Source organism: Paenibacillus antarcticus, assembly GCF_001637225.1.
Lineage (GTDB): Bacteria > Bacillota > Bacilli > Paenibacillales > Paenibacillaceae > Paenibacillus_AQ > Paenibacillus_AQ antarcticus.
In genome coordinates, this window is the sequence record NZ_LVJI01000007.1 from 320,314 (window position 1) to 343,794 (window position 23,481).

The following is a 23,481-nucleotide window of genomic DNA, read 5'->3' on the forward strand; positions in this document are numbered from 1 at the left end:
TTATAATTTGTTAAAGATACCTGTTTATAATAGGTAAATGATCTAATGGCGGACGTTTATCATATATAATAAACATAGGGCTATGAGTATTATAACTATTGCACTTACGTTATACTTACTCTATAAAATGAACGGAGTGATATTATTAAAATTATTATTTTTGGTGCAACAGGTGGGGTCGGCCAATATCTTGTGAAGCAGGCTTTAGAACAGGACTTTGAGGTAACTGCATTTGTACGTACACCTTCAAAATTACAGATCAACCATGAGCAGCTACATATTATCCAAGGAGATTGCTTCAATAAAGATGAGGTTACCCAAGCCATTGCAGGACATGATGCCGTTGTATCCTGCTTAGGCTCTAGTCAAGGTATGAAAAAATCTACGGAGCTAGAAGAGATGACCAAAATTATAGTAGATGGCATGATGGAACATAAAATCAATCGAATCATCTATACAGCTTCTGCAGGTATTCACAAAGAAATTCCAGGTATTACTGGAAAACTGGTCATGACCATGCTAAAGAATGCTCTGCTAGATCATAAATGCGCCGTTGATTATATTGTGGCGAATGAACTTATCTATACCATCGCTAGACCTATGGGATTGACGAATAAAGCTTTGACAGGAAACTATAGAGAATCTTCAACAGGCGTACCTGAAAAGTCAAGAACGATTTCTCGTGCTGACGTAGCCGATTTTATCGTGAGAGCATTAAGAGATACCAAATACGACTGTACATCGATTGGTATTTCTGATTGATAAGGACTCAAATAAGGAATCACGTATCGTTTGTCATTTCGGTCCAATGACGAGCGGGTGGTTCATGTACACCTTCCTCACGATTCGTCTTTGTCGAAATAATCATCTGGCAAATGCAGTTCTCGCAAACAACCGATATATTTTTCTCTAAAATTCGGATTGCTTTTATATTCCGGCCATACCGCCTTATAGTAAGGCAGCAACTTCTCATGTGGAATAATGCCCCAGATTGTGAATTGATTGATGCCCAGTTGTATGATCGTACTTTCTTTCACCTGCTAATAGACACCCTGCAAAATATTTAACCTTTACATTACCGACTTCTTTACACTGGTGTGAAGCATACTATAGATATCTTAACAGACCTTAGTATAAACAAATAAAGAGCGGGGAAGTAAGCATAACAGCCTACCTCTCCACTCATTTCTAAAAACCTTGAGAAATAAAATGAATTAAAATCTACTTTAGCATCTGTGTCACTTCAATAAAAATCTTCCTTTTTGCTGAATCAAATGATTCAGCATATTAAGTAATGGTTGTGAGCAAACCCAATAGGTTTATCTGAAATGTTTTTATATTCCCATGTAATCGCAACGGATTTTCGGTTTACAGTAACGTCTTCTGCTGTTCGTATAGATCAGGGCGGCGGTCGTAGAAGGGTGCTACCGCTCCGCGTTCACGATTCTCTCGGAGCCTGTGGAAGTCAAGTTCGGCCAGCACCGTCCTGTTTTCGTTCGTTTCTCCGACCTGCAAGATGCCATCCGCGGCGAACGGTAGATCGCATGGGGTGAATATGCCCGCTTGGCAAAACCCCATGTCCACCTGCGGACGATCCTCGGACAAGGATCCGACCAGTCCGCTCAATACGACGAACAGCTGATTCTCGATCGCCCTCGCTTGGGCGCAATGCCGCACGCGATGGTACCCGAAGGAATTATCGGTATAGGAAGGGCATAGAAGCAGTTCCGCGCCACGAAGCGCGGCTGCCCTCGCCAGCTCCGGAAACTCGATGTCGTAACAGGTCAAGATCGCCATCTTGCCCCACTCCGTGTCGAATACGTTAAGCTCGTCACCCCCGACCAGTGGCCAGCGAATCTGCTCCTCCGGCGTAAGATGCACCTTGCTCTGCGTCTCCACCCGTCCGTCTGAAAAGAAGAGGAATGCCTTATTCGAGTACTTGCTCTCTTCCTCTAAGCAAATATGCGTTCCCGCTAGTATAGCAATATTGCATTCTCGGCTTAACCCTCCGAAGAACTCGATATATCTATCCGTCAGCCCGTCCAGAAAATAACACGCTTCATCGTGCATCATCGATGGCTCTAAGCTTAGCAAGTGAGCCGTCATGTACTCCGGGAACACGATCATGGAGGCGCCCTGCTCGGCAGCCCCCCGAACCTTCGTATCGATCCCCGTCCAGAACTCTTCTTCGGTACGGATATCGGTGAGACCGTATTGTGTGGTTGCTATCGTTAACTTTTTCATATTCACCTCTAGTATGTTTTAAGTTCGAATTTGTAAGGAATAGATGTCCGTCCGGCGATCCTTGAACGACAATGCATCATTGGACTTACGGTACCTTTCGAGCGTTTCCATGTCTACCTCAGCCATGATGACTGTCTCCGTATTCTCGCTGCACTCCCCCGCGATGCCGTCGCGTGAGAAGGAGAAATCAGCCGGCGTATAGATACCGGACTGGGCATACTGAATGTCTACGTTCTCCACATGGGTTAGATTTCCTACTGTTCCCGCGGTCACAATGAACACTTGGTTCTCAATCGCTCTGGCCTGTGCGCAGTACTTCACCCTCAGGAACGTCTGTCGATCTTCCGCGCAGAAAGGAACGAATATAATCTGCGCTCCCTCCTCCGCGACGATACGGGACAACTCCGGATACTCGATGTCACTGCTGAGTTGAATCGATATTTTACCGCAATCCGTGTCGAACACCCCGAGTGAACTACCCCCGTTGATGCCCCACCACTTCCGCTCGTTCGGAGAAATATGTAGCTTGTATTGCTGCTCAATTGAGCCGTCCCGGCGGAACAAGTGAGCGACGTTATAAATCCGGTTATTGTTCTCAACGAAGTGGGAGCCGCCTACAATATTTACGTTGTACTTGACTGCGAGTTCGGAAAATAACTCCACATAGTTGGTAGTATAAGTCGTAAGCTTCCGGACGGCCAAGCTCGGAGACCGTTCATCCAAAAAGGAAAGCAGCTGCATGGTGAAGTTCTCGGGGAAAACGGCGAAATCGGACTTGTAATCCGATGCCACGTCCACGTAATGCTCGCACTGGTTGGCGAATTCCTCGAAAGAATCGATCTTCTTCATCATATACTGGACCACGCAAATGCGGACGGGGAAAGACATTTTATAAAGCGTCTTGTTGATGCTCGGCTTGTATTCGATATTATTCCATTCTAACAGGGCCGCGAAATTCTCGGAATCGGCGTCATCGGACAAATAATTGGTAATGATCCTCTTCAGCGTAAATCCGTTCATCATCTGAAAAGTCAGCACCGGATCGTAGATATTCTGCTGCAACACTTCTTCCGCGTAAGCTCTTGGCGACAGCTTATCGGAATAGTTGTGATACCCCGGGATGCGACCCCCTACGATAATACTCTTGAGGTTACGCTGCTCCGCCAGCCGTTTCCTTGCCTCATATAACCTTCTGCCGATCTTCATGCGACGGAAATCTGGATGAACCATGACTTCCATCCCATAGAGGTTCCCGCCCCGGGGGTTATGGTTGCGAATATAACCCTTGTCCGTGATTTCGGAATACGTATGCTGCTCCAAATAATCGTCAAAGTTCACGATCAGGCTAGAACAGGAGCCGATAATATCACCGTCGAGCTCGACGCACATTTGACCATCGGGAAACGTACGGACGTGACTTTCCAGTTGATCCAGCTTCCAGGGACCCATGTTCGGAAAACAAATATTTTGCAACGCGATAATTTTATCGAAATCTTCGCGTTCAATGTTGCGGATGATAATTTTCTTTTCGAATTGCGAGATTTGATCGGTTGTCATAAAAACGAGACCCCTTTATAAATGTGTTTAACTAAATTATACCACATTGTTTCTTGTCCTTTTATTATTTGGGGGACGGAAAATGCAGAAATTTTCGTAATAACACCTTGTTTGACGAATCGGCACTCCAGGAGATACGTGCAGATCCAGCTTCGCGAAGGCCGCCTTCATTCCTTTGTTGATCATCCACTCCCTGACCACTTCGACCAGCTGCGTCTCTTGCATGCTGAAATGGTACCCGATCAGCCCTTGATCCACTCCCGCCTTGGCCGCAATGTCTTTCATGGTCGCTTTCGTGTAGCCCACCTGACCGAATGACGTGAATGCCGCTTGCATGATGGCGCTTCTTCGTTCATCCTGGTTCGGCGATTGTGTTTTAATCATTGATTGCTCACTCCAATACTGTTTGTTCGAACAGTCAATGGTTTTTATGTATTCAGGTGAACTTAATTTAAAAGCCACCCTATGCCGATGTGACTTCTGGCAGCGCTCGATAATAATCCGTACAACATCAACACACATTTCTGGAATTTCGATTCGTCATCTGTTTTCTCATTAGCAACAGCATAGCAGCAATCGTTAACACTTAACCAATCCAGAAGGAAAGTGCTGTAAGATGAAGGGAAAGAAAAAACTCAACCATGGGTTACCACTGATCTTGATGATTCCGCCAATAACAATTTCCCATCTTCCATCCGGTATACCTTGTCGCAATATTCAAGCATACGCTCATCATGGGTAACCATAATCGCCGCTTTCTGGCGTGACTTCACCTCTTGCGCAATTAGACTGACCACTTCATGGGCGCGCTTGGTATCCAAACTTGCTGTCGGCTCATCCGCCAAGATGATGTTGGGATTGATGATGTTGGGATTATTAATCAAAGCACGAGCAATCGCTGTCCGTTGCTTCTCACCACCTGATAGCTCTTCCGGTAGGCTTTTTAACTTCGAGCCCAGGCCTAGCTCTTCCAGCAACTTAGTTGCAAATTCCTTATCCTCCCTTTTAACCTTTCCCGACATCCTTTTTACTATTAGCAATTGATCAAGAACATTTAAATAGGGAACCAAATTCGATGATTGCATAATAAATCCGATTTCTTGTAACCTTATATTAGATAGTTCCTTCGCAGTAAGCGTAGAGATATTATACCCATTCAGCTTTATATCCCCTTCGGAGGCCTTAAGCAGTGCTCCAGCAATGGATAAGAACGTACTTTTACCAGACCCGGACGGTCCAACTACAGCAACAAATTCACCTGGCTCCACTGATATTGATACATGATCGAGTGCCGCGATCCGATTGCTTCCTTCGGCGTAATACTTTGTGACTTCACTCATTTGCAATCCCTTAGTCATTATTCAACCCTCCCGAGCGCTTTGAGCGGATCAATCTTTGTAATCTTGCGAACAGATACCATCGAACTTAACATAGCGATAATTAACAAGATAACAGAATACGTGACCACAAGACTAGTTTCCAGCTTGAATGGCATACCCTTCGGCATAATAGCAGCTGTTCCATAGGTCAGTAGAATTCCAACTACAATACTAGTTAGCGAAAGCACGAACACTTGTGACACAATAGCTTTGCCCAAAAATCTGTTACTAGCACCTATAGCTTTCATAATGCCGAACTGATTGGTCTTCTGCATCGTAATTACATAAAAGAACACACCAAGCACGAATGCGGAGATAGCGAGCAGAAATGCAAGCATCATTAAAATAGTACCGTTCTCTTCTTTGTACCCTGGCATTCCTTGAACGGCTGCTGCTCGGGTAACCGTATCCGTATTTGATAGCTTACTATTAATTAAATCTGGATCGATATCCTTGCCTTGTAACATAATCGCATTAACAGGCCCTGCAACTCCTTTATCCGAACCCGGAGCCGCGAAGGTAATCTTCCGCCATTCAGCCATTGGAGTAAATACTGATGCAACGTGGTTATAGGTCTGATTCTCGACATATCCGATAATCGTCAATGATTCCGTCGTTCCATCTAACTGAAAAATGTCACCAATGTTATAGCCCTCATCCTTCATGGTTGAATTCACCACGACACCTGTAGGGTTCCCGGAAGATAGGCTTTCCCCTTCTATGATAGCCGGTTCCAAGAAGCTTCCTGGGTTAATTCCTATTATCGCGATGTCCACCTTATCTTCATTCTTGGTGCTTTGCTCCTTCAGCGCCGTTGCCATCGTTGTTCCCATGGGTGCGGCAGCACTCACATTTGGTAGCAACTCCACTTCCGTCATCAATTGATCAGACAGTAACGACTTGCCCATTGAAGACTGCGACCCTTCTTCAAAGATGACATAATCAGCTTTCATTGTCTTGAATGTTGACGCAGCTAGCGTAGATAATCCATTCCCCAAACCAGATAAAATGAATACCAACCAAGCTATTAGTACAAAAATAATGACAATCATTAAAAATCTCATTTTACTATGCATCAATTCCTTCATAGCTAAAAACATTTTCTTTTCAACTCCTTATCTCTAAAGTTTTTGACACTAGTGTCAATTTCATAACGCTATCACACTTGTCTCATAAATTAAACATTATAAATGACACTTGTGTCAAATTAATTCCAAGACTGAGGCTAGCTCTTGGCTCCCCCGATCCAGATTTGAAACAACAGCTTTCCCCAATCAGGCAAAGGGATATTAAGCATATTAGGCGTATTTATTAAGTTAAAAAAAACACCAATAAGTGCAGGCAATGGGATATCTTGCCGCAGGCATTTATCCTGTTGTGCGCGTTCAAACAAGCGTGATAATTGAATTTTAAGGGTCATATGTGCTTCCTCAATAAATTCAAGATCTCTCGCTGCTGCAGAAGAATTAGCAGTGTTAATTTTACCAGAATCCCCTAAAAGTTGATGGAGCGTAGACTCTTCTACGTAAATGAGAAGTAACTGCTCGAGAGCGACCATAGGATCAGTCTCATCAATTGCTGATGATTTTTCTAATACCGTTGCTATTACGCGCTTCATACAAGCAGCAACTATCTCTTCTTTATTAGAGTAATATTGATAAATAGTGCTCCGGGCTCCGGACAGATGCTGTGAGAGCAGCTTGAGATGAAAACCGTCGTAGCCATGCTCAAGCAGTAATTTTTTTGTCGTATCCAGTAGCTCTGTCTCAGTAAAAGATTGTTTTCTTCCCAATGAATCTCTTCCTTTTCATCATATAAGATCTGTGTTAGAAGTGAGTTGCCACGCAACTTCGCTACACGTTGTCATATTGGCTTTGATCAAGCTCTTGCTGAACTCCAAGCCATGTTCACCATCATGGACTAACGCAGTCTTCTACAAGAGAAGTTTTTTTTCATTTACACAAAATTCTTGACGCTACCTTAAAAGTTATCTTCACGCAATAGATTAATATTGTAAATTCAAAAGAAACCTACCTCAATTTTATTTATTATCAGTATAGCATATGTTTATAGGCACTGCCCGAAACAAGACCACCGATCTCAGTAAATGAAGGTGATTCGATCAAAAAACGAACTTGAGCGTGAATCCAGCCAATCAGTTCAGTATCCAATTCTGCTAGATAAATAACATGATTGGATCCGTAATATCCTAAAGTCTCACTAAAGATACGAACACACCACATTTACTAAAATGTACCATTAAAAATAGCAAAGACGGATACGCAAGCTTAGATTAAATAATAGACATGGCTTCATAATTCATTTCTCCACTTACCTTTTAGGTGTTTTGGGTTTATCAAGTGTTAATGTTATCAGTTTTACACAGAATCTCTTAAATATTTCGCCCTATTATTCAGATCAAGATTGGCATTACCAAATGAAGAAGTATCGTCACACGCTAAGTAAGTACGTAATTACGCAAAGCATGTCTCGTAAAGGTAATTGTTACGACAATGCAGTGTTAGAAACCTTTTTCGGTATTATGAAATCAGAGTTCCTCTATGTTAAAGTCATTCGAGAGTGTAGAACACTTTAAACAAGAACTCGAAAAATATATTGACTACTATAATCACAAACGAATCAAGGCAAAATTAAAAGGAATGAGTCCGGTAAAATACCGAACTCATTCCCAAATAGCTGCTCAATAAAATAACCTGTCTAACTTTATGGGGTCACTTCACATGGGATACTATCTTTTTGATATAACAATTTAAATTAAGCTCTCCAGTAGCTTCTTCACTTCTGGCTGGAGCTCCAATACATTAAGTAAGATCGTTAGGGTCTCTGCACGAGTTGCCTTCCCTTGTGGATCAAAGTTCCCGTCATTCTTACCATTAATAATTCCAGACTGTGCTGCATTCTGAATTGCGTTCATAGCATATGAACTTGCACTGGAAATATCGGAGAATTTACCTTTGGATGCATCTTTGTTCAAGCTATCTAATTTTATTATGCGTGATAGAATCATAACGATTTCTTCACGACTGATTGTTTGATTTGGCTTGAATTCTCCATTGCCATAGCCGCTAATAACTCCTAAGCTCGCAAGATCCTTGATCGCATCTTTCCCCCAGTGATTGCTGATATCGTTCAGTGCAACGGTTTGACCCGTAGTACTACTGCCGATGTCAAATAGACGTGAAATGATAGATGCGAATTCTGCACGAGTGAGTTGGCCATTCGGATTAACACTACCATCACTATAGCCCTTAATTACCCCAAGCTTCACGAACAGATCAATAGTCGATGCTGCCCAATGTCCTTTGACATCTGTTAGCTCATTCTTAACCCCTGATTGATTAGCTTCTGCTATCTTAGAAGCAATCATGTTCACGAGCTTAGTAGCATCCACAACATTACCACTGAACACATCACCCTGAGGCTTTTCAGGTTCTGGCGTTGGCTTTGGAGTAGGCGTTGTTACAGATCCTGAAATAGGATTCGATCCGCCAGAGCCACCACCTGTTCCTCCAGAACCTCCAGTTCCACCATTACCTGGTCCTGGTCCTGGATCAGGTGTCGCTGTCGTTACCGTTATCGTTGCTGATGCTTTTTTGGTTGAGTCGAATTTTGACGTAGCTGCAATGATGTAATTGCCAATTGGTGTATCAGAAGCTACTGTTACATATCCACTTGCATTAACGCTTACTTTATTATTGCTGTCACTGCTTGTCCATAAAACCTCTTGTGACGCGCCGTCCAATACTGTTACAGTTGCTGTCAACTGCTTGCTTGAACCTTGAACTACACTTGCTGTTGATGGATCAACGCTCACATTTGTTACAGATGGATGTGTAGGCGCTTCTGTTACGGTTATCGTAGCTAATCCTGATCTAGCAGAATTTGCTGTTGATGTTGCTGTGATTGTATAGTCGCCTAGCTGAGCATTTGATACTACTGTTACTAATCCAGTATGATCTACCATTACCTTAGAATCATCACTGCTTGTCCACATTACTTCCTTAGAAGCTTCACCCTGCACTGACACAATGGCATTCAATTGCTGTATTTGACCTTGTTCTACATTTGCAGTAGCTGGATTAATGTTTACATTCAAAACTTCTGGCTCTACTGTTTGATCGGTAACCGTTATCGTTGCTGTTCCATATTTGTTAGAGTCGAATATGGATTCTGCGATAATGGTATAATTTCCGAGCTCTGCATTAGAAGCGATGGATACCAAGCCTGTTGATTCATTTACTGTAACATCGGTACCGAAATAATCATCGCCAACTAGCCATTTTACAGTTTTGTCCGCTCCACCAACTGCAATAACAGTCGCATTCAATTGCTGTGTTTGATCTTGTTTCACTTCTACTGCTGCTGGTAAGACGTTAACACTTTGAACCTCTGGATTCACTAATGTTACAGAATCTGAACTTGATGATGGCATAGATTTTCCCACACTATTTATCGCCGTCACTGTAAAAGTGTAGATCCCATTCGTTAAGCCTGTTACGATGATTGGACTTGATGTTCCTGTGAAAGTATTTCCTCCAGGAGATACAGTCAATTCGTAGTTAATAATTGAACTTCCTCCGTTGTCGACTGGCGCAGTAAAGCTAACAGAAACATCTCCGTTTCCTGCTGTTGCCAATACATTTGTAGGTGCATCAGGAACAGAAACTGGCGTTACGCTTGTTGAAGCCGTTGATGGCGCTGATGCGCTAACACTATTCTTTGCCGTAACCGTAAAGGTGTAGGCTGTTCCGTTCGTTAACCCTGTTACGGTGATTGGACTTGCTGTTCCTGTTGCTATAATCCCACCTGGATTTGACGTTACTTTATATTCGGTGATCGGATTTCCACCTATATTGCTTGGTCCTTTAAAGCTAACTGTTGCTTTCCCACTTCCTGCTGACGCTGTTACGTCAGTCGGCGCATCAGGTGCAGTTGCAGGAGTAACACTTGATGAAGATACTGATTGCGCTGATGTACCTCGGCTATTTGTTGCTGTCACAATAAACGTATACGCTGTTCCGTTCGTTAAGCCTGTTACTGTGATTGGACTTGTGGGTCCTGTTGCTGTAATCCCACCTGGGCTAGATGTCACTGTATATTCAGTAACCGCAAGTCCTCCATTATCAGATGGTGCTGTAAATGTAACCTTTGCTTCTTTATTGCCTGCTGTCGCTGTCACGTTCGTTGGCACACCCGGAACGGAAACCGGCGTTACGCCTGTTGAAGCTGCTGATGGCACTGATGTGCTAACGCTATTCTTTGCTGTCAACGTAATGGTGTACGCTGTTCCATTCGTTAAGCCGGTTACGGTGATTGGACTTGTTGTTCCTGTTTGAGTTATAGGAGGATTGCCTGATGAACTAGCTGTCACTGTATATTCGGTAATCGGACTTCCACCCGTGTTGCTTGGCATTGTGAAGAAAACTCCTATACTTTTATCACCTGCTATCCCCAGTACGTTTGTCGGCGCATCGGGTGCAGTCGCAGGAGTAGTACTTGAAGATGACTCTGATGACTCTGATGTACCTTGGCTATTTGTTGCCGTCACAGTGAATGTATACGCTGTTCCGTTTGTTAATCCTGTTACAATAATTGGGCTTCCTGATCCTGTTTGCGTTACAAGAGCATTGTCTGATGAGCTTGCAGTTACTTTATATCCAGTAATCGCAAGCCCTCCATTATCAGCTGGTGCTGTAAACGTAACGGTTGCTGATGCATTACCTGCTGTCGCTGTCACATTCGTTGGCACACCTGGAACAGAAACTGGCGTTACGCTTGTTGAAGCCGCTGATGGCGCTGATGTGCTAACGCTATTCTTTGCCGTCACCGTAAAGGTGTAGGCTGTTCCGTTCGTTAAATCTATTACGGTGATTGGACTTACTGTTCCTGTTTTAGTAACCGAAGGATTACCTGTTGAACTAGCGGTCACTGTATATTCGGTGATTGGACTTCCACCATTATTATCTGGTGCTGTAAAGCTAACAGTTACTTGTTTACTACCAGCTATAGCTGTCACGTCTTTCGGCGCATCTGGCGCGGTCGCAGGGGTAACACTTGATGATGGCGTTGATGCCACTGATGTGCCAACGCTATTCGTTGCTTTCACAGTGAAGGTATACGCTGTTCCATTCGTTAAGCCGGTTACGGTAATTGGACTTGTTGTTCCTGTTTGAGTTACAGGAGGATTGCCTGATGAGCTTGCGGTCACTTTATATTCGGTAATCGCAAGTCCTCCAGTATCAGCTGGTGCTGTAAAGCTAACACTAGCTTCTCCATTATTAGCTGTTGCCGTTACGCCTGTCGGCGCACTTGGAACGGAGACTGGTTTTACGCTTGGAGAAGGTTCAGATGCCACTGATGTAGCTACACTATTCTTTGCCGTCACCGTAAATGTGTACGCTGTTCCATTCGTTAAGCCAGTTACGGTGATTGGGCTTGCCGTTCCTGTTTTAGTTACAAGAAGATTCCCCTCAGAAATCGCATTCACTGTATATTCAGTAATCGCACTTCCTCCCGTATTGCTTGGTGCTTTAAAGTTAACAGTTGCTTGTTTGTTGCCTGCTGTTGCTGTCACTTCTGTCGGCGCATCTGGTGCAGTTGCAGGGGTAACATTTGATGATGGCGTTGATGCCACTGATGTACCCTGGCTATTCGTCGCCGTCACCGTAAAGGTATACGCTGTTCCATTCGTTAAGCCGGCTACGGTGATTGGACTTGTTGTTCCTGTTTGAGTTATTCCACCTGGACTAGCTGTCACTTTATATTGAGTTATATTAGCGCCACCATTATTAGATGGTGCTGTAAAGCTAACACTAGCTTCTCTATTACTCGCTGTTGCCGTCACGCCTGTCGGTGCGGCAGGGACAGTTAATACTATTGGCCATTCTTTCCATGTTCCCGTATTAACAGTTAACTTTTGTATTCGATTATTGCTTGAATCTGTTACGTAAAGGTTACCTGTTGTATCTGTAGCTAAACCAGCTATAGAACTAAACTGTCCTAATTCGGTTCCTTGACTGCCTATTTGAGTCCATGTTTGAGTATCCGCTGAGTATTTTTGAATATATGACTCATTGTATACGCCATTACTAATATAAATATTATCTGCGGAATCGATTGCAATTGCTGAAGCTTTAAAATCTTCCTTAAACACACTCCATTTAGTAGCTGCATTCGGATCATACTTTTGAATTCTTTTGTTCCCATTATCGGCTACATATACATTCCCATTAGAATCTGTTGCAATTCCAGTTGCCATGGAAAGTTGCCCAACTGCAGTGCCACTTGATCCACTATTACCATTATTTCCGATTATTGTCCAAGTTGATTGGTTCTCCCCAATGTATTGTATACGATTATTATTATAATCTAGCACATAAACAATCCCATCATTACTTACAGCAACGTCATTGGGTCCTTTAAATCTTCCAACTGCAGAAGTAGGGGCCGTATCAGAATTATTACCGAAAGCATTGAAAGCGCTCCACGATCCACCTTGAAACTTCTGAATGTAGTTATTACTTGAATCAGCTAAATATAGTGCTCCGCTTGGACCAATAGCTATACCTTGAGGATTCCAAAAACGGCCAGGAGCAGAGCCAGGTTCAGCTGTACCCTTTATAAATGTCCATTCTTGCCATGTCCCTGTACTTACCATTAATTTCTGAACGCGATTATTTAACCTATCTGATACATAGATATTGCCACCAGCATCAACAGTAATCCCATGAGGACTTTTAAAAGATCCCAGAGCAAGACCAGGTGCTGCTGCCTCAATTGTAGTAATTGGTATAGAGGTTAACATAAGTAGCACTGCCATACCGATTACAGCAAATTTTTTCAAAACACTAGATCTGAATTTCATAGCTATTATTACATCTCCTTCAATTTCTAATCTCATAATGCGACCAACTAAACCGTTAATCACCCTAAATCTTAGTAGAAATGAGCGAAAATTGTATCAACCAAAAGGTGTAGATGACGAAAAAATGTCGAAAAAACAAAAAAACTGATGCTAATAAGCACCAGTTTCTAACATTAGACAATTTTCACACAATCTGTAGCTCTTTCGCTCGAATGATAGCATGTCCACGACGCTTGACGCCGAGCTTACTATAAAGATTGATGATATGTGTTTTTACTGTCGCTTCCCCAATGCCTAACTTCACAGCAATTTCCTTATTCGACAAACCTTCAGTCAAAGCGATTAGCACTTCAACTTCACGCTTCGTAAGCGGCTCTATGAGTAGCTGCGGATTGTTGGAATTCACAGCAGGCTGAATGACATCTCTTGCATCCGCAGAAGAATGCCCCTGTAAATGCAGATAAGTCAATCGGGTGATCATCAGCTCTAGCACACTTAAACTTCTTTGTGTAAAAACACCTGTCACTTGTGTATTTTCTAAATATAGCAGCAAGGACACATTATTTCCCGGTAAACGCATAGGCATACAGAGGATAGAGCATGGCGCTGAATATTCAAGATATGGGTCTTTCATATAATAACTCTGAGTAGCATCACCTAACATCACAGTTTCACCCGTCATAGTCACATGACGAAGTATATACTCAGGATACACACTAGAGACCTCTTTTCTCCCAGCCTGAGCTTCAATGTGAAAGCTTTTCCCCCTATTACTTAAGATATATCCCCGATCTGCACCCAATTGACTAAGTGTGATCACGAGAAACTGTTCTAGCAAATTGGTATCCTGTTTACTTGACCATTGGACAATTTGTTCTAATAGTTCTTCCTCAGAATCATATGTCGTGTCCTGTGTAACAGCTATCTCCGTGAGTGAAGCTTGTTCCTGTAGCTCAATCTTCGCTCGATTTGGCAATTCTTCCTGTTCTTTGGACGCATACCACCATAAATCAGGATACTTGTGCTTGATCTGATTTACTTTAGCAGTTACCCCCCAGACAGAATAGGCCATACATGCATTCATGAGCAGAATAGCTGCCCCATTCTGGCTGCCAAGCTCCGTATAGTAGTTCGCAAGTCGCTCGCAAGATATAGCTTCTATTAGGCCCTGTTGCTCTTCTTTGGCTTTCTTTATTGCTACTTCGTAATCTTGCTGTGAAGCAGCCTTATATCCTCTTAACCGCTTCCATTCAGCTTGGATCAGAAGATGCGCCGAGGAATTTCGGCCCAAATACCCTATCCATTTATTCATTTGTCGAGATAATTTTTTTAATCGTTGTATAGTATAGCTCTGTTCTTCCAAGTTCGCACTTCGATAACTTGCAGCAAGACATAAAGCTTCATACACTCGCAATTTGCGATTTTGCACCCAGTCTAAATCTAGCTCCTGCTGTCTTCCCCGTTCAGCCCAGCATATTCCTACCGAATACTTACCTGCAAGATAGGCAACTACAAGCTTATTAATACAGCTATAATTGTCATCTTCCTCCTGATTTTCTGCTCCATTTACAGAAACATATCGTTCTTGTATCGTCTCATCTTGTAGAGCTTCACAATACGCTTTGGCATTCTGCATTAAGCCAAGTGTCTTATCATCCATAATCTGAATTGACTTACCATCAATGAAAGCGATCAGCTTAGATAAAGCATGTACACTCTCATTATGTGTAACCACACAAGTAATCATGGCCAAATTAGTAAAAGTGGTATCGCCGGATTCCAGTCCTCTTCGCATTGCCTTCTCTAAGTAACTGGTAGCTTCAATAGGATCCTCCAATTGTTTGAATAACCCGATTGCATACGGGATGCGATAATTCTTATCGGTTCTGACAAAAGTAGTTGTCTGCAGATAATCAAGTGTACGGGTTGGAAAAGCTTGGTATAGCCCAGGAGCCCCTCTCTGCAGAAACATTTCATAAATAACTACAATGGTCATTAACGACTCATTGGTACCTCGTTTTATTCCATAGCGAATAAATCTGGCACATAAGACAATGTATAATTCCGGATTATATACAAGCAGAGCCACAGAAAGCCCCAAAATAAGCCCAGACATAGCAAGATATTCTTCATCTTCATTGATCTGCAAGAGATGCAGCTTATTACGCATTCTATACAAGGCAGTTTGTGTAAGCAGAATCTCTTTAAGCACAGTCCCTTTGGAGACCTTCTTCGGTACGATCCAATCGAACTCAGCGAGTGCCTCTCTCCCGATCTGAACGGCCAATTCGCTATTATCAAAAGTACGCACTTCTATTTGATTCAAATAAAGTCGGTAGCGATCTACCTTATTCAGCTTATGTTCTTGATTCATTAATTGATCAAAAAGAACTTTTGCTTGCTCTATATTCCCACCTATATGCTCACATATAGCTAATCTCAAAATAATCTGACAAACGATTGAATCCGGCTCACTATCTTCTTCTAGAGCAAGATTCAAACCCGTTTCAAAATACTTCTTCGCTTCTGTTAAATTCTCGGCATAATAAGCCCTCGTGCCAGCATGGAAATTATATTGACCAAGTTCCAGCTTCTCTAGTGCTGCCATTGCATTCATGCCTAAATTCAATTGATCGACTGCATCGAACATTGCATCATTGGGCCAATCTGGGCTACATCGCTTCAGTACACGCCCGATTGCTAAATGCCATTTACTCTGACTGTCACCCGTAGTCTTATAAACCATTTGCTGTACCTGAATATGTAAAAACATATATTTGGTCTCATCTGTGTTCTCTGCGTCTTCTTCATCTTCATAACAAATGATTCCCTCTATCTCTGCTGGTTGTAGTAGGCGAAGCGTATCTGTCAGGGAGTAGTCACATACTTCTGCAAGCACGGACGGTGAGAAGCTCGAACCTATTGCTGCTGCAATCGATAGAATATTCTTGGTCTCTTCCGTGAGCCTGTCAAAGCCTTCCTTATACAAACGGAAACCCTCTGAAGATTCATCCATCTGGCCCTTAATCTCTTCATTCCACATCCATCGATGCTGCTTCTCATCATAAAACAACTTCTTCTCTTCGTACCAACTGACTAGAAGCTGTCGCAAAGCACGAGGATTCCCTCCCGTCTCATCATACATAGCACTAGCCAACAAACGGGTACGGGTTGTATCCTCATGCACAATACTAGATAACCATTGCCTCACATCATCGTAATACAACGCGTTTAACTCCATATGTTCCACTCGATTATTCATAAGCGCCTTATGCTGAGTACCAATAAACATCAAACCTGTGAACGCTTCATTATGTATTAGTTGTTCCAAAACTACTAATGTCTCATCATCCGCCCATTGCAGATCTTCCAGAAATATCACTAGCGGTTGCAACGCTTCAGCAAAACATCTTAACAATAAAAGAAGCAATTTACTGATTCGAGTTTCCGCATCTGAAAAGTTTGTAGAAGAGCTGTTCAAGCTGTTCAAGCTGTTCAAGCTGTTCACAGGATTGTTTAACAATGCTCTGGATTCAGGAAGAATCTCCATAAGCAATTCAGCTTCTTGTTCCAGTAGTTGTAGTTGATTCATCCGTTTCTTTACAGCTGTAATTGAAGTAGCTGGTTCACTCCAGAGTTGCTCGATCCATTGGAGAAGTACTTGCACGATAGGATCAAATAGCCTATGCTGCCCACTGGGCGGATCACATTTCCCCTCGATGAATCGACCACCTTGCCTTATAACTCTTTGTTTAAATTGTTGAATAAGAGAGGTCTTGCCTACGCCCTCACTACCTGTAACATATATCATAACAGAGCTTCCCGAGACTGCCTTCTCAAGCCCAAGCTGAAGCTGATCCATTTCAGCATTTCTTCCAAATAGTGAGTCCGTAATTCGAAATATACTAGCTTCGTCAAATTTACCTAACTCAAATGGCAAAAGTGTCCCGTGTTGTTCCAACATCGAATGACATTTCTTTAAATCATGAAGTAAACCATATGCGCTCTGATAGCGGTCTTCAGGCGACTTTGCAAGTAACTTCAGGATTATCGCTTGAAGCGGCCCTTCTAACTCGGGTCGAATTTCAACCATCGGACGAGGAGACTGAGAAATATGCACAGATCCCCAATCATGCCGATCTTGGTTTTGAAAAGGAAGCTGACCCGTCAGCATTTCATAGAAAATAACACCCAACGCATAGAGATCGCTGCGTTTATCCGGTGTGCGATTCATTCTCCCTGTCTGCTCAGGAGATTTATAAGCAAAATTGGACTCGACAATCTCCGTTATTTTAGCCAAGGATGCATCGATTTGAACTCTAATATTTGCAGGGTTTATTACTCCAATAATCTCATTCTGTTTATGTGCCTTGTACACCATATCTGCCAATGTAACAGCCACTCGAACAAAGGATTCCAATTCAAGTAAAGGACCCGTCATCCATTCTTTTAGACTTTTATCATCTGTTCGTCTCATGTATTCAACCCTCGTTATTTGTAACATTTTAGGAATTATTTGAGTAACTAGTATGTAGTTTATCACATTTCATTTTCACAAAGGAGTTCTCTAATTATTTTACAGAAGCCCCCTTCGGATTGTTTCAGCCCTATGTGGATAACATCTCCACGTTTATCCTCAAATCCGGCTTGTCCTTCTGCCCAATAACTACTCCACCTAAACCTCGTTTTGCACTCTCTCAAGATCTTACTCAATTGAGAGACTATAGTATTTTACAAACGGAAAGTGAATAATTTTGCAACTATGAACCCATGAATATTTTTCTTGATATAGAGCCCCTATAGATATGTAAGTTACACTTATATTTCCTAGCACTTATTTATGATACGGTTCACCGTAACATCTATAGAGCGAAATACAGGTAATTCTCATACTTTTAGCTTTGTAACTACATTGGTCTGAATGCTTTAGATAATTCCGGTAGATTAATGCATCCACGATTAGCTTTTTTAACTCTGTCATAATTTTCAGTGCCGCTGAAAAGGTGTGGCTTAATCCCGAAAAAGACGAGAATATGGATGCCGGTGAAGAACAATCCACGGCTCCGATGTACGCCTCTATTTTAATTTGCATGTCAATGGAAATTTATTCAAAACTTTTTCTGGTTTTCTGAATATTTTGCTGTACTATTCCACAAATTCGTACTTTTCAGTAAAAACCCGCACTTGATTTCGACCTGCTCTTTTGGCAGCATAAAGTGCTTCATCAGCTTTTTGAAGAAGTTGATAGATTGTTTCCTCCACAGCTCCTGTCGTTACGGATACTCCAAAACTGGAGGTAACCGATACCAATTTCCCATTTTCAACTAGAGGCTTCTGTTCAATGCAAAATCTAAGGTAATTAGCGAACTTTTCCCCTTCCGCTAGTGTATAGCCAGGTAAAGCGAGTATAAATTCTTCACCACCATATCTAGCAAATAGTATATGTTCTCCCATCTCAGCCTTACATATTTGAGCCACATGTACTAGCATTTGATCTCCGGTTTGATGCCCATAAGTGTCGTTCACTTTTTTGAAAAGATCAATATCAAATAGAATAATCACAAAGGATGACAGTTCACCCTTTGCTTTCATTAAGCTTTGCTCACTTTTCTGGAAAAAGGCACGACGATTGTATATTTGTGTAAGATCATCATAATAGGCTTGATGCTCTAACTTTTGTTGTAATGTATGTAGCTCTGTTATATCCGTAAATATAATTAGTAAGCCAGAGTTATTATTTGATTGTTGAAGCATAGAAATACGTAGCTGATAAATATAATTAGCTTGATGAATCGTAACATTCAATTTATCTGAGATCGTATCTAATTGTACAGGGAATGATTGATCCGTTAGCATATACCAAACTTGATCAAATGGCTGCCCTAACGTTGATCGATCCAATTCACTAAACATAATTTTACATGCTTGATTATATTCGATTAATTGATAGGTATCATTAAGCACAATGACACCATCGTTCATACTATTAAAGATCGTTTCCTTCGCAACTGGCATAATTGATAGCATTCGAGAGGAAGTAATAGACCAAAGGTACAAAACAGAAGAAAACCAAATAACCATTGGTACAGGATCGATACCATCGGGTGTCACTCCTATGAATAATAAAAATGCAGTCACTATTGGAAGCAATTGACCGCAGATGAGGGCAAATAATTGAGATCGATATACACTAACGGTTTCCTTCCAGCGTGAAAGTAGCAATAAGAGCGCAGCTAACATACAGCTGAAAATGTAAATATTATGTACAGCAAACCATGCCCCATATTCAATCTCACTATATGGAGCCCCAAGCACCGAATGGATATCATATATTCTATAGTAAAAATGATGGGATTCATTTGTTACATTGATGAGAAAAGTAAAACAAGGCATTGTAAGTAAAGCGATTATTCTTTTTCTCGTTATTTTATAACCCAAATATTGCATGACAAACAATAATCCTAACGGAGGGAAAAATGGCATCCCTACATACTGTACAATATTCCAAAATCTAAGTTGTTCTAACGAAGTCGATATTAAGCTAAAGGCATAACCAAAGCAATAAATCATTGAAGTTAATGTATTCCACATGAACAAATTAGCGATATTTGTATAATAATGTCTCCTCCAATAAGTATAGACAAGTATAGACAAATTCAGAACAGCCGAAGTACAAACTAATGTTATATATGCTGCTAGCTTCGAATCCAATAGTTATACCCACTTTCATACAATACATTTATCTTTACGTTAACACGATTAACATAAGATGTTGATGTGTTCCTTAAACCATGTACAGGATTCGGTCCACATCACTATTGTGCCTGTACTACCCACATCGTATTGATTATTGCTTCATGAAATAGATTGTTTTTAACTTAGCATGACACTCATGACAGTAGCAACACATTTCGCGAAGCAGTAATGCTATGATTACTGTTTCGTCTTTACCGATCACCAAATAGTTAGTACAACATTACAAAATTTCTTGAAAAAATTAAGAAAGAGAAGTCTGTAGTTATCCTACTGTAAACAGTTTCAACAGCTATACATATATATAGAAGCAATCAGCCGCTTATCGAACGAGCATTTCGCAACTTGCTGGACATTCCCATTCGTTACGGGAATGAAAGGCATTTCCTTGGAGTCGGATTAACGGAAGAAGAGGGTGCAGTGTACATTACTGTCAGAGATCGTGGCAGAGGAATCGCATCTGAGGATTGCGAGACAACGAAATTCATCAATTATATTGAATTGCAAACAAGTACCCATCGATTGGATGGGTACTTGTTTTACTTCTAATTATAAAGGTCTCCCCATGTACGAGATAAGTTCAATTAAATCAATTTAGAATTTTGTAAGGCGCTTGATATTAACTGTTATTTCCGCCTTAGTTATAAACGCTATTGGCTCAAACTGTGCACTCGTTTTACCAGATAAGAAACCCGCTTATTAGCTATCAGTTACGCTACTCTTTCCCCACTTGGATACTTATCCTGCATTTGCAAATGATCCAAGCAGCTGGGGAAATACAAATATTAATTAAAAGAGTGGTTTATGGAACAAAAAAAGTCTGAAGTGTATCTTGGTCTTTGAAAAAATTTCGCCCTACTTGTGATACGGTTCACCTCGATTAATCTTCACCGCCCGATACACCTGCTCCGTCAGCACCAGCCGCATCAGCTGATGCGGCAACGTCATGCGCCCGAAGCTGAGCTTCTGCTGGGCGCGACGCAGTACTGCATCGGAGAGCCCGTGGCTTCCTCCGATAACAAACACGATATGGCTCGTCCCATAGGTGCCGAGCTTATCGATCTCAGCAGCCAGCTCTTCCGAGCTCCATAGCTGGCCACCAATAGCGAGCGCAACGACATGCGCCTCGCTCTTAATATGCGCGAGGATGCGTTCGCCCTCGCGATCTTTAACGATAGACACCTCAGCATCGCTTAAGGTGTCCGGTGCCTTCTCATCCGCTACCTCTACCATTTGGAATTTAATGTACGGATTTAACCGCTTAGCATATTCCTGAATCCCAAGAACTAAATACTTCTCTTTCAACTTCCCCACGCCAATAATCTGAATAAACACTACTCAATCAACCTCCACCATTTATGTATGCGTTCAACGATATACAATACCGTTATATATTTTTAATAATCATGTACTCATGATTAAATTTACATCCATCATTATTTCCATAGTCTTCACATTCAAGAACTCCACCCTTAATCGTTCTACATCTACGATTTAACTAGTAGTTCAAACTATTACCAATAAATCCATAACCGAAAAATCAAATCCATTAGTTAAGCGTAATGTAATCTCGTACGCTACCAACACGATAATCAAACTTTTAGTTCAATCAGTAAGAACTAAAAGTTTGATTATCGTGTTTTTCTTTTGCACTTATACTTATACTTATATTTCTATTTGTATTTTTACTTGTACTTTCATTAGCCCATGAACTTCACATTCCCACCCACCTAGCGATGAAATGAGACCCTACTACATTGTAGGAATCTGAACGATGCGAAGCATCTAACCCATACGGAGTATGAACAGTGTTTCCATGGTACCAGCGTAGAGGACGGAATTGTTCTGGAAGAAGCGACAGCGTTCGCCTTTGTCCCCGGATTTCTACCGCGAGTAGCGGTATCCAATCAGGAAATCTGGGGACAACAGCGATCGGAAGAACAATCCGTTCACGAAGCGTAACTTCGAAGCACCTCCAAAGCTACGCCCTCAAAGTTACCTGCATCGTTTCCATCCCCCACAAATACAAAAAGGGCGTCAAATTTCACGCCCTTTCACTTATACGACCAAATACTGCGCCGCCTGCTCACACTCAATACATTTCACTGGAGGATCCCAGTCGGAGAACTCGGTTTCCTTCAAATCCACAATGTCCGGTGCATCTTCATATTCATCAACGAAACTGTCAATCGCGAACTCTACATGATCTTTGCATACAACGTACATGAACGAAAGCATCCTCTCTGTCCTACACTCTGCTGTTTTTTATCTATTATAACCCGAAACCACCTATAACACATCCACAATCTACATACATTTCATCAGCTATTTATCACGAGCCCCTGATTTATGTCATTCTATTCCACTGGCTTATCACTAAGTTTCAATGTAACAACCTTCAATACTCCCTCACGATAAAAGGTTATATTCAGCTCGTCACCGATTTTCGATTGATCATACAGGAACTTACGAAGTTCCATGGTCGACGTAATCGGTTCATCATCGAACTTCGTAATGACGTCATTCAACTTTAAGCCCGCTTCTAGCGCAGGACCTACAGCATCCAATACAACAACACCTTCTTTTACATCGGTGGGTAAGTTCAGGCTCTTACGTTCATCCGCATCTAATGGCGCATATGAGTTATTCAAATCTACCGTATATACGCCAATGTAAGGACGTGCTATTTTACCATTTAACATCAATTCATCAACCGTCTTCATCACTTGACTCGTCGGAATTGCGAATCCAAGTCCCTCTACACCCGTATCGGATATCTTCATCGTATTAATCCCAACGACTTTACCATTCAGATCAACCAATGCACCACCACTGTTGCCTTCATTAATGGCTGCGTCCGTCTGAATGACCTCTTGCTCCCAATCATATATGCCGTCCTTATTCAGAGATACAGGAAGTAAGCGATTGGTGTAACTCACAATACCGGACGTAAGTGATCCACCAAGCCCTAATGGGTTACCTAAAGAAATGACGGTTTCTCCCTGGCGGAGTTTACTCGAATCTCCGATCTCGGCAATCGTAGTGATCTTCTTACCATCAATGGAGAGTACTGCAATATCATTAACCGTGTCCGTACCCACTAACGTCGCTTTTATCGTATCCCCGTCAATCGTCAGCACTTCCAAGTCTTCTGCTTCCGAAATAACATGATTGTTCGTGATGATATAGGCTAAGCCGTTTTCTTTCTTGAAAATCACACCTGAGCCGAGACCCGACTCCTCTAAATTGATATCATCTTTTTTATGGTCCTTATAATTAGCGATACTTACGACTGCAGGACGTACCTTCGCTGCCGCTTGAATCAGTCGTTCAAAAGGATCACTCTCCATCTTCACTTGTACTGCACTAACAGCAGATGCGTGGGGAGTTGAGGAGGGTAGACCTGTGACCAGACTGAACAATACGGTTGCCACCACTGCGCCGATGACCGAGCTAATGACAGAAATTTGAATCGTGGACATTCCCCGACGACGGGTTCTAGACCAGCTCACGGGGTTAGGCTTTACTTTGGTATGCTCTTTTCTCTGTTTGGACACTTTGGTCGAATAAAATTCATCTTCGAACAAACCCATAGTAAATCCTCTCCCTTTGTTATCACCCTCTAAGAACAAGACAATAATGACTTCATTAGAGTCACTTCAT

Annotated in this window: 14 protein-coding genes and 2 pseudogenes; 3 read left to right on the forward strand and 13 right to left on the reverse strand. The window is 42.0% G+C overall.

What is annotated here, in order from left to right:
• Positions 1 to 156: 156 nt before the first annotated feature.
• A complete protein-coding gene (locus PBAT_RS07090) occupies positions 157 to 762 on the forward strand; it encodes an NAD(P)-dependent oxidoreductase (RefSeq protein WP_338060041.1) in 606 nt (201 codons plus the stop codon).
• Between the two features lie 77 nt (positions 763 to 839).
• Here the strand turns inward: PBAT_RS07090 and PBAT_RS07095 are convergent.
• From PBAT_RS07095 to PBAT_RS07125, 7 genes and pseudogenes are all read right to left on the reverse strand, one after another.
• Positions 840 to 1,004: pseudogene (locus PBAT_RS07095) on the reverse strand (SMI1/KNR4 family protein); the annotation flags it as partial.
• 364 nt (positions 1,005 to 1,368) lie between these two features.
• Positions 1,369 to 2,244, reverse strand: coding sequence for a nitrilase-related carbon-nitrogen hydrolase (locus tag PBAT_RS07100; RefSeq protein ID WP_068647941.1), 876 nt, complete (start codon positions 2,242 to 2,244; stop codon positions 1,369 to 1,371).
• An 18-nt stretch (positions 2,245 to 2,262) separates the two neighbouring features.
• Positions 2,263 to 3,801 (reverse strand): bifunctional GNAT family N-acetyltransferase/carbon-nitrogen hydrolase family protein, encoded by a 1,539-nt coding sequence (locus PBAT_RS07105; protein ID WP_068647943.1) that lies wholly within the window; start codon positions 3,799 to 3,801, stop codon positions 2,263 to 2,265.
• Positions 3,802 to 3,837: 36 nt separating this feature from the next.
• Positions 3,838 to 4,185, reverse strand: a complete 348-nt coding sequence (locus PBAT_RS07110; protein WP_084402874.1) for a TetR/AcrR family transcriptional regulator — start codon at positions 4,183 to 4,185, stop codon at positions 3,838 to 3,840.
• Positions 4,186 to 4,436: 251 nt separating this feature from the next.
• Positions 4,437 to 5,159 (reverse strand): ABC transporter ATP-binding protein, encoded by a 723-nt coding sequence (locus PBAT_RS07115; RefSeq protein ID WP_068647945.1) that lies wholly within the window; start codon positions 5,157 to 5,159, stop codon positions 4,437 to 4,439.
• Entirely contained in the window at positions 5,159 to 6,280 is a 1,122-nt protein-coding gene (locus tag PBAT_RS07120) for an ABC transporter permease (protein WP_068647948.1), read from the reverse strand. Before PBAT_RS07120 ends, PBAT_RS07115 begins: the two co-directional genes overlap by 1 nt.
• 125 nt (positions 6,281 to 6,405) lie before the next feature.
• Positions 6,406 to 6,972: a TetR/AcrR family transcriptional regulator gene (locus PBAT_RS07125; RefSeq protein ID WP_068647950.1), complete on the reverse strand. Its 567-nt coding sequence runs from the start codon at positions 6,970 to 6,972 to the stop codon at positions 6,406 to 6,408.
• Between the two features lie 618 nt (positions 6,973 to 7,590).
• On the opposite strand from PBAT_RS07125, the pseudogene PBAT_RS24660 reads away from it, so the two are divergent.
• Positions 7,591 to 7,888: pseudogene (locus tag PBAT_RS24660) on the forward strand (IS3 family transposase); the annotation flags it as partial.
• Between the two features lie 62 nt (positions 7,889 to 7,950).
• Here the strand turns inward: PBAT_RS24660 and PBAT_RS07130 are convergent.
• The 3 genes from PBAT_RS07130 to PBAT_RS07140 all read right to left on the reverse strand — a co-directional run bounded on the left by PBAT_RS07130 (position 7,951) and on the right by PBAT_RS07140 (position 19,776).
• Positions 7,951 to 13,065 (reverse strand): fibronectin type III domain-containing protein, encoded by a 5,115-nt coding sequence (locus tag PBAT_RS07130; RefSeq protein WP_068647952.1) that lies wholly within the window; start codon positions 13,063 to 13,065, stop codon positions 7,951 to 7,953.
• A gap of 184 nt (positions 13,066 to 13,249) precedes the next feature.
• The gene (locus PBAT_RS26210; protein ID WP_068647954.1) at positions 13,250 to 17,542 is read right to left on the reverse strand and encodes an AAA family ATPase; all 4,293 of its coding nucleotides are present in this window, start codon (positions 17,540 to 17,542) and stop codon (positions 13,250 to 13,252) included.
• 668 nt (positions 17,543 to 18,210) lie between these two features.
• The gene (locus PBAT_RS07140) at positions 18,211 to 19,776 is read right to left on the reverse strand and encodes a histidine kinase N-terminal 7TM domain-containing diguanylate cyclase (RefSeq protein ID WP_068647956.1); all 1,566 of its coding nucleotides are present in this window, start codon (positions 19,774 to 19,776) and stop codon (positions 18,211 to 18,213) included.
• Between the two features lie 366 nt (positions 19,777 to 20,142).
• Here PBAT_RS07140 and PBAT_RS07145 point away from each other — a divergent pair, with 366 nt between their 5' ends.
• The gene (locus PBAT_RS07145; RefSeq protein ID WP_476739342.1) at positions 20,143 to 20,367 is read left to right on the forward strand and encodes an ATP-binding protein; all 225 of its coding nucleotides are present in this window, start codon (positions 20,143 to 20,145) and stop codon (positions 20,365 to 20,367) included.
• Between the two features lie 306 nt (positions 20,368 to 20,673).
• On the opposite strand, the gene rlmH is transcribed toward PBAT_RS07145, so the two are convergent.
• The 3 genes from rlmH to PBAT_RS07160 all read right to left on the reverse strand — a co-directional run bounded on the left by rlmH (position 20,674) and on the right by PBAT_RS07160 (position 23,411).
• A complete protein-coding gene (gene rlmH, locus PBAT_RS07150) occupies positions 20,674 to 21,153 on the reverse strand; it encodes a 23S rRNA (pseudouridine(1915)-N(3))-methyltransferase RlmH (protein WP_068647960.1) in 480 nt (159 codons plus the stop codon).
• Between the two features lie 723 nt (positions 21,154 to 21,876).
• Positions 21,877 to 22,044 carry a CxxH/CxxC protein gene (locus PBAT_RS07155; protein WP_068533896.1) on the reverse strand — a complete coding sequence of 56 codons (168 nt, stop codon included), beginning with the start codon at positions 22,042 to 22,044 and terminating at the stop codon, positions 21,877 to 21,879.
• A 131-nt stretch (positions 22,045 to 22,175) separates the two neighbouring features.
• Positions 22,176 to 23,411 carry a S1C family serine protease gene (locus PBAT_RS07160; protein ID WP_068647962.1) on the reverse strand — a complete coding sequence of 412 codons (1,236 nt, stop codon included), beginning with the start codon at positions 23,409 to 23,411 and terminating at the stop codon, positions 22,176 to 22,178.
• Positions 23,412 to 23,481 lie beyond the last annotated feature (70 nt).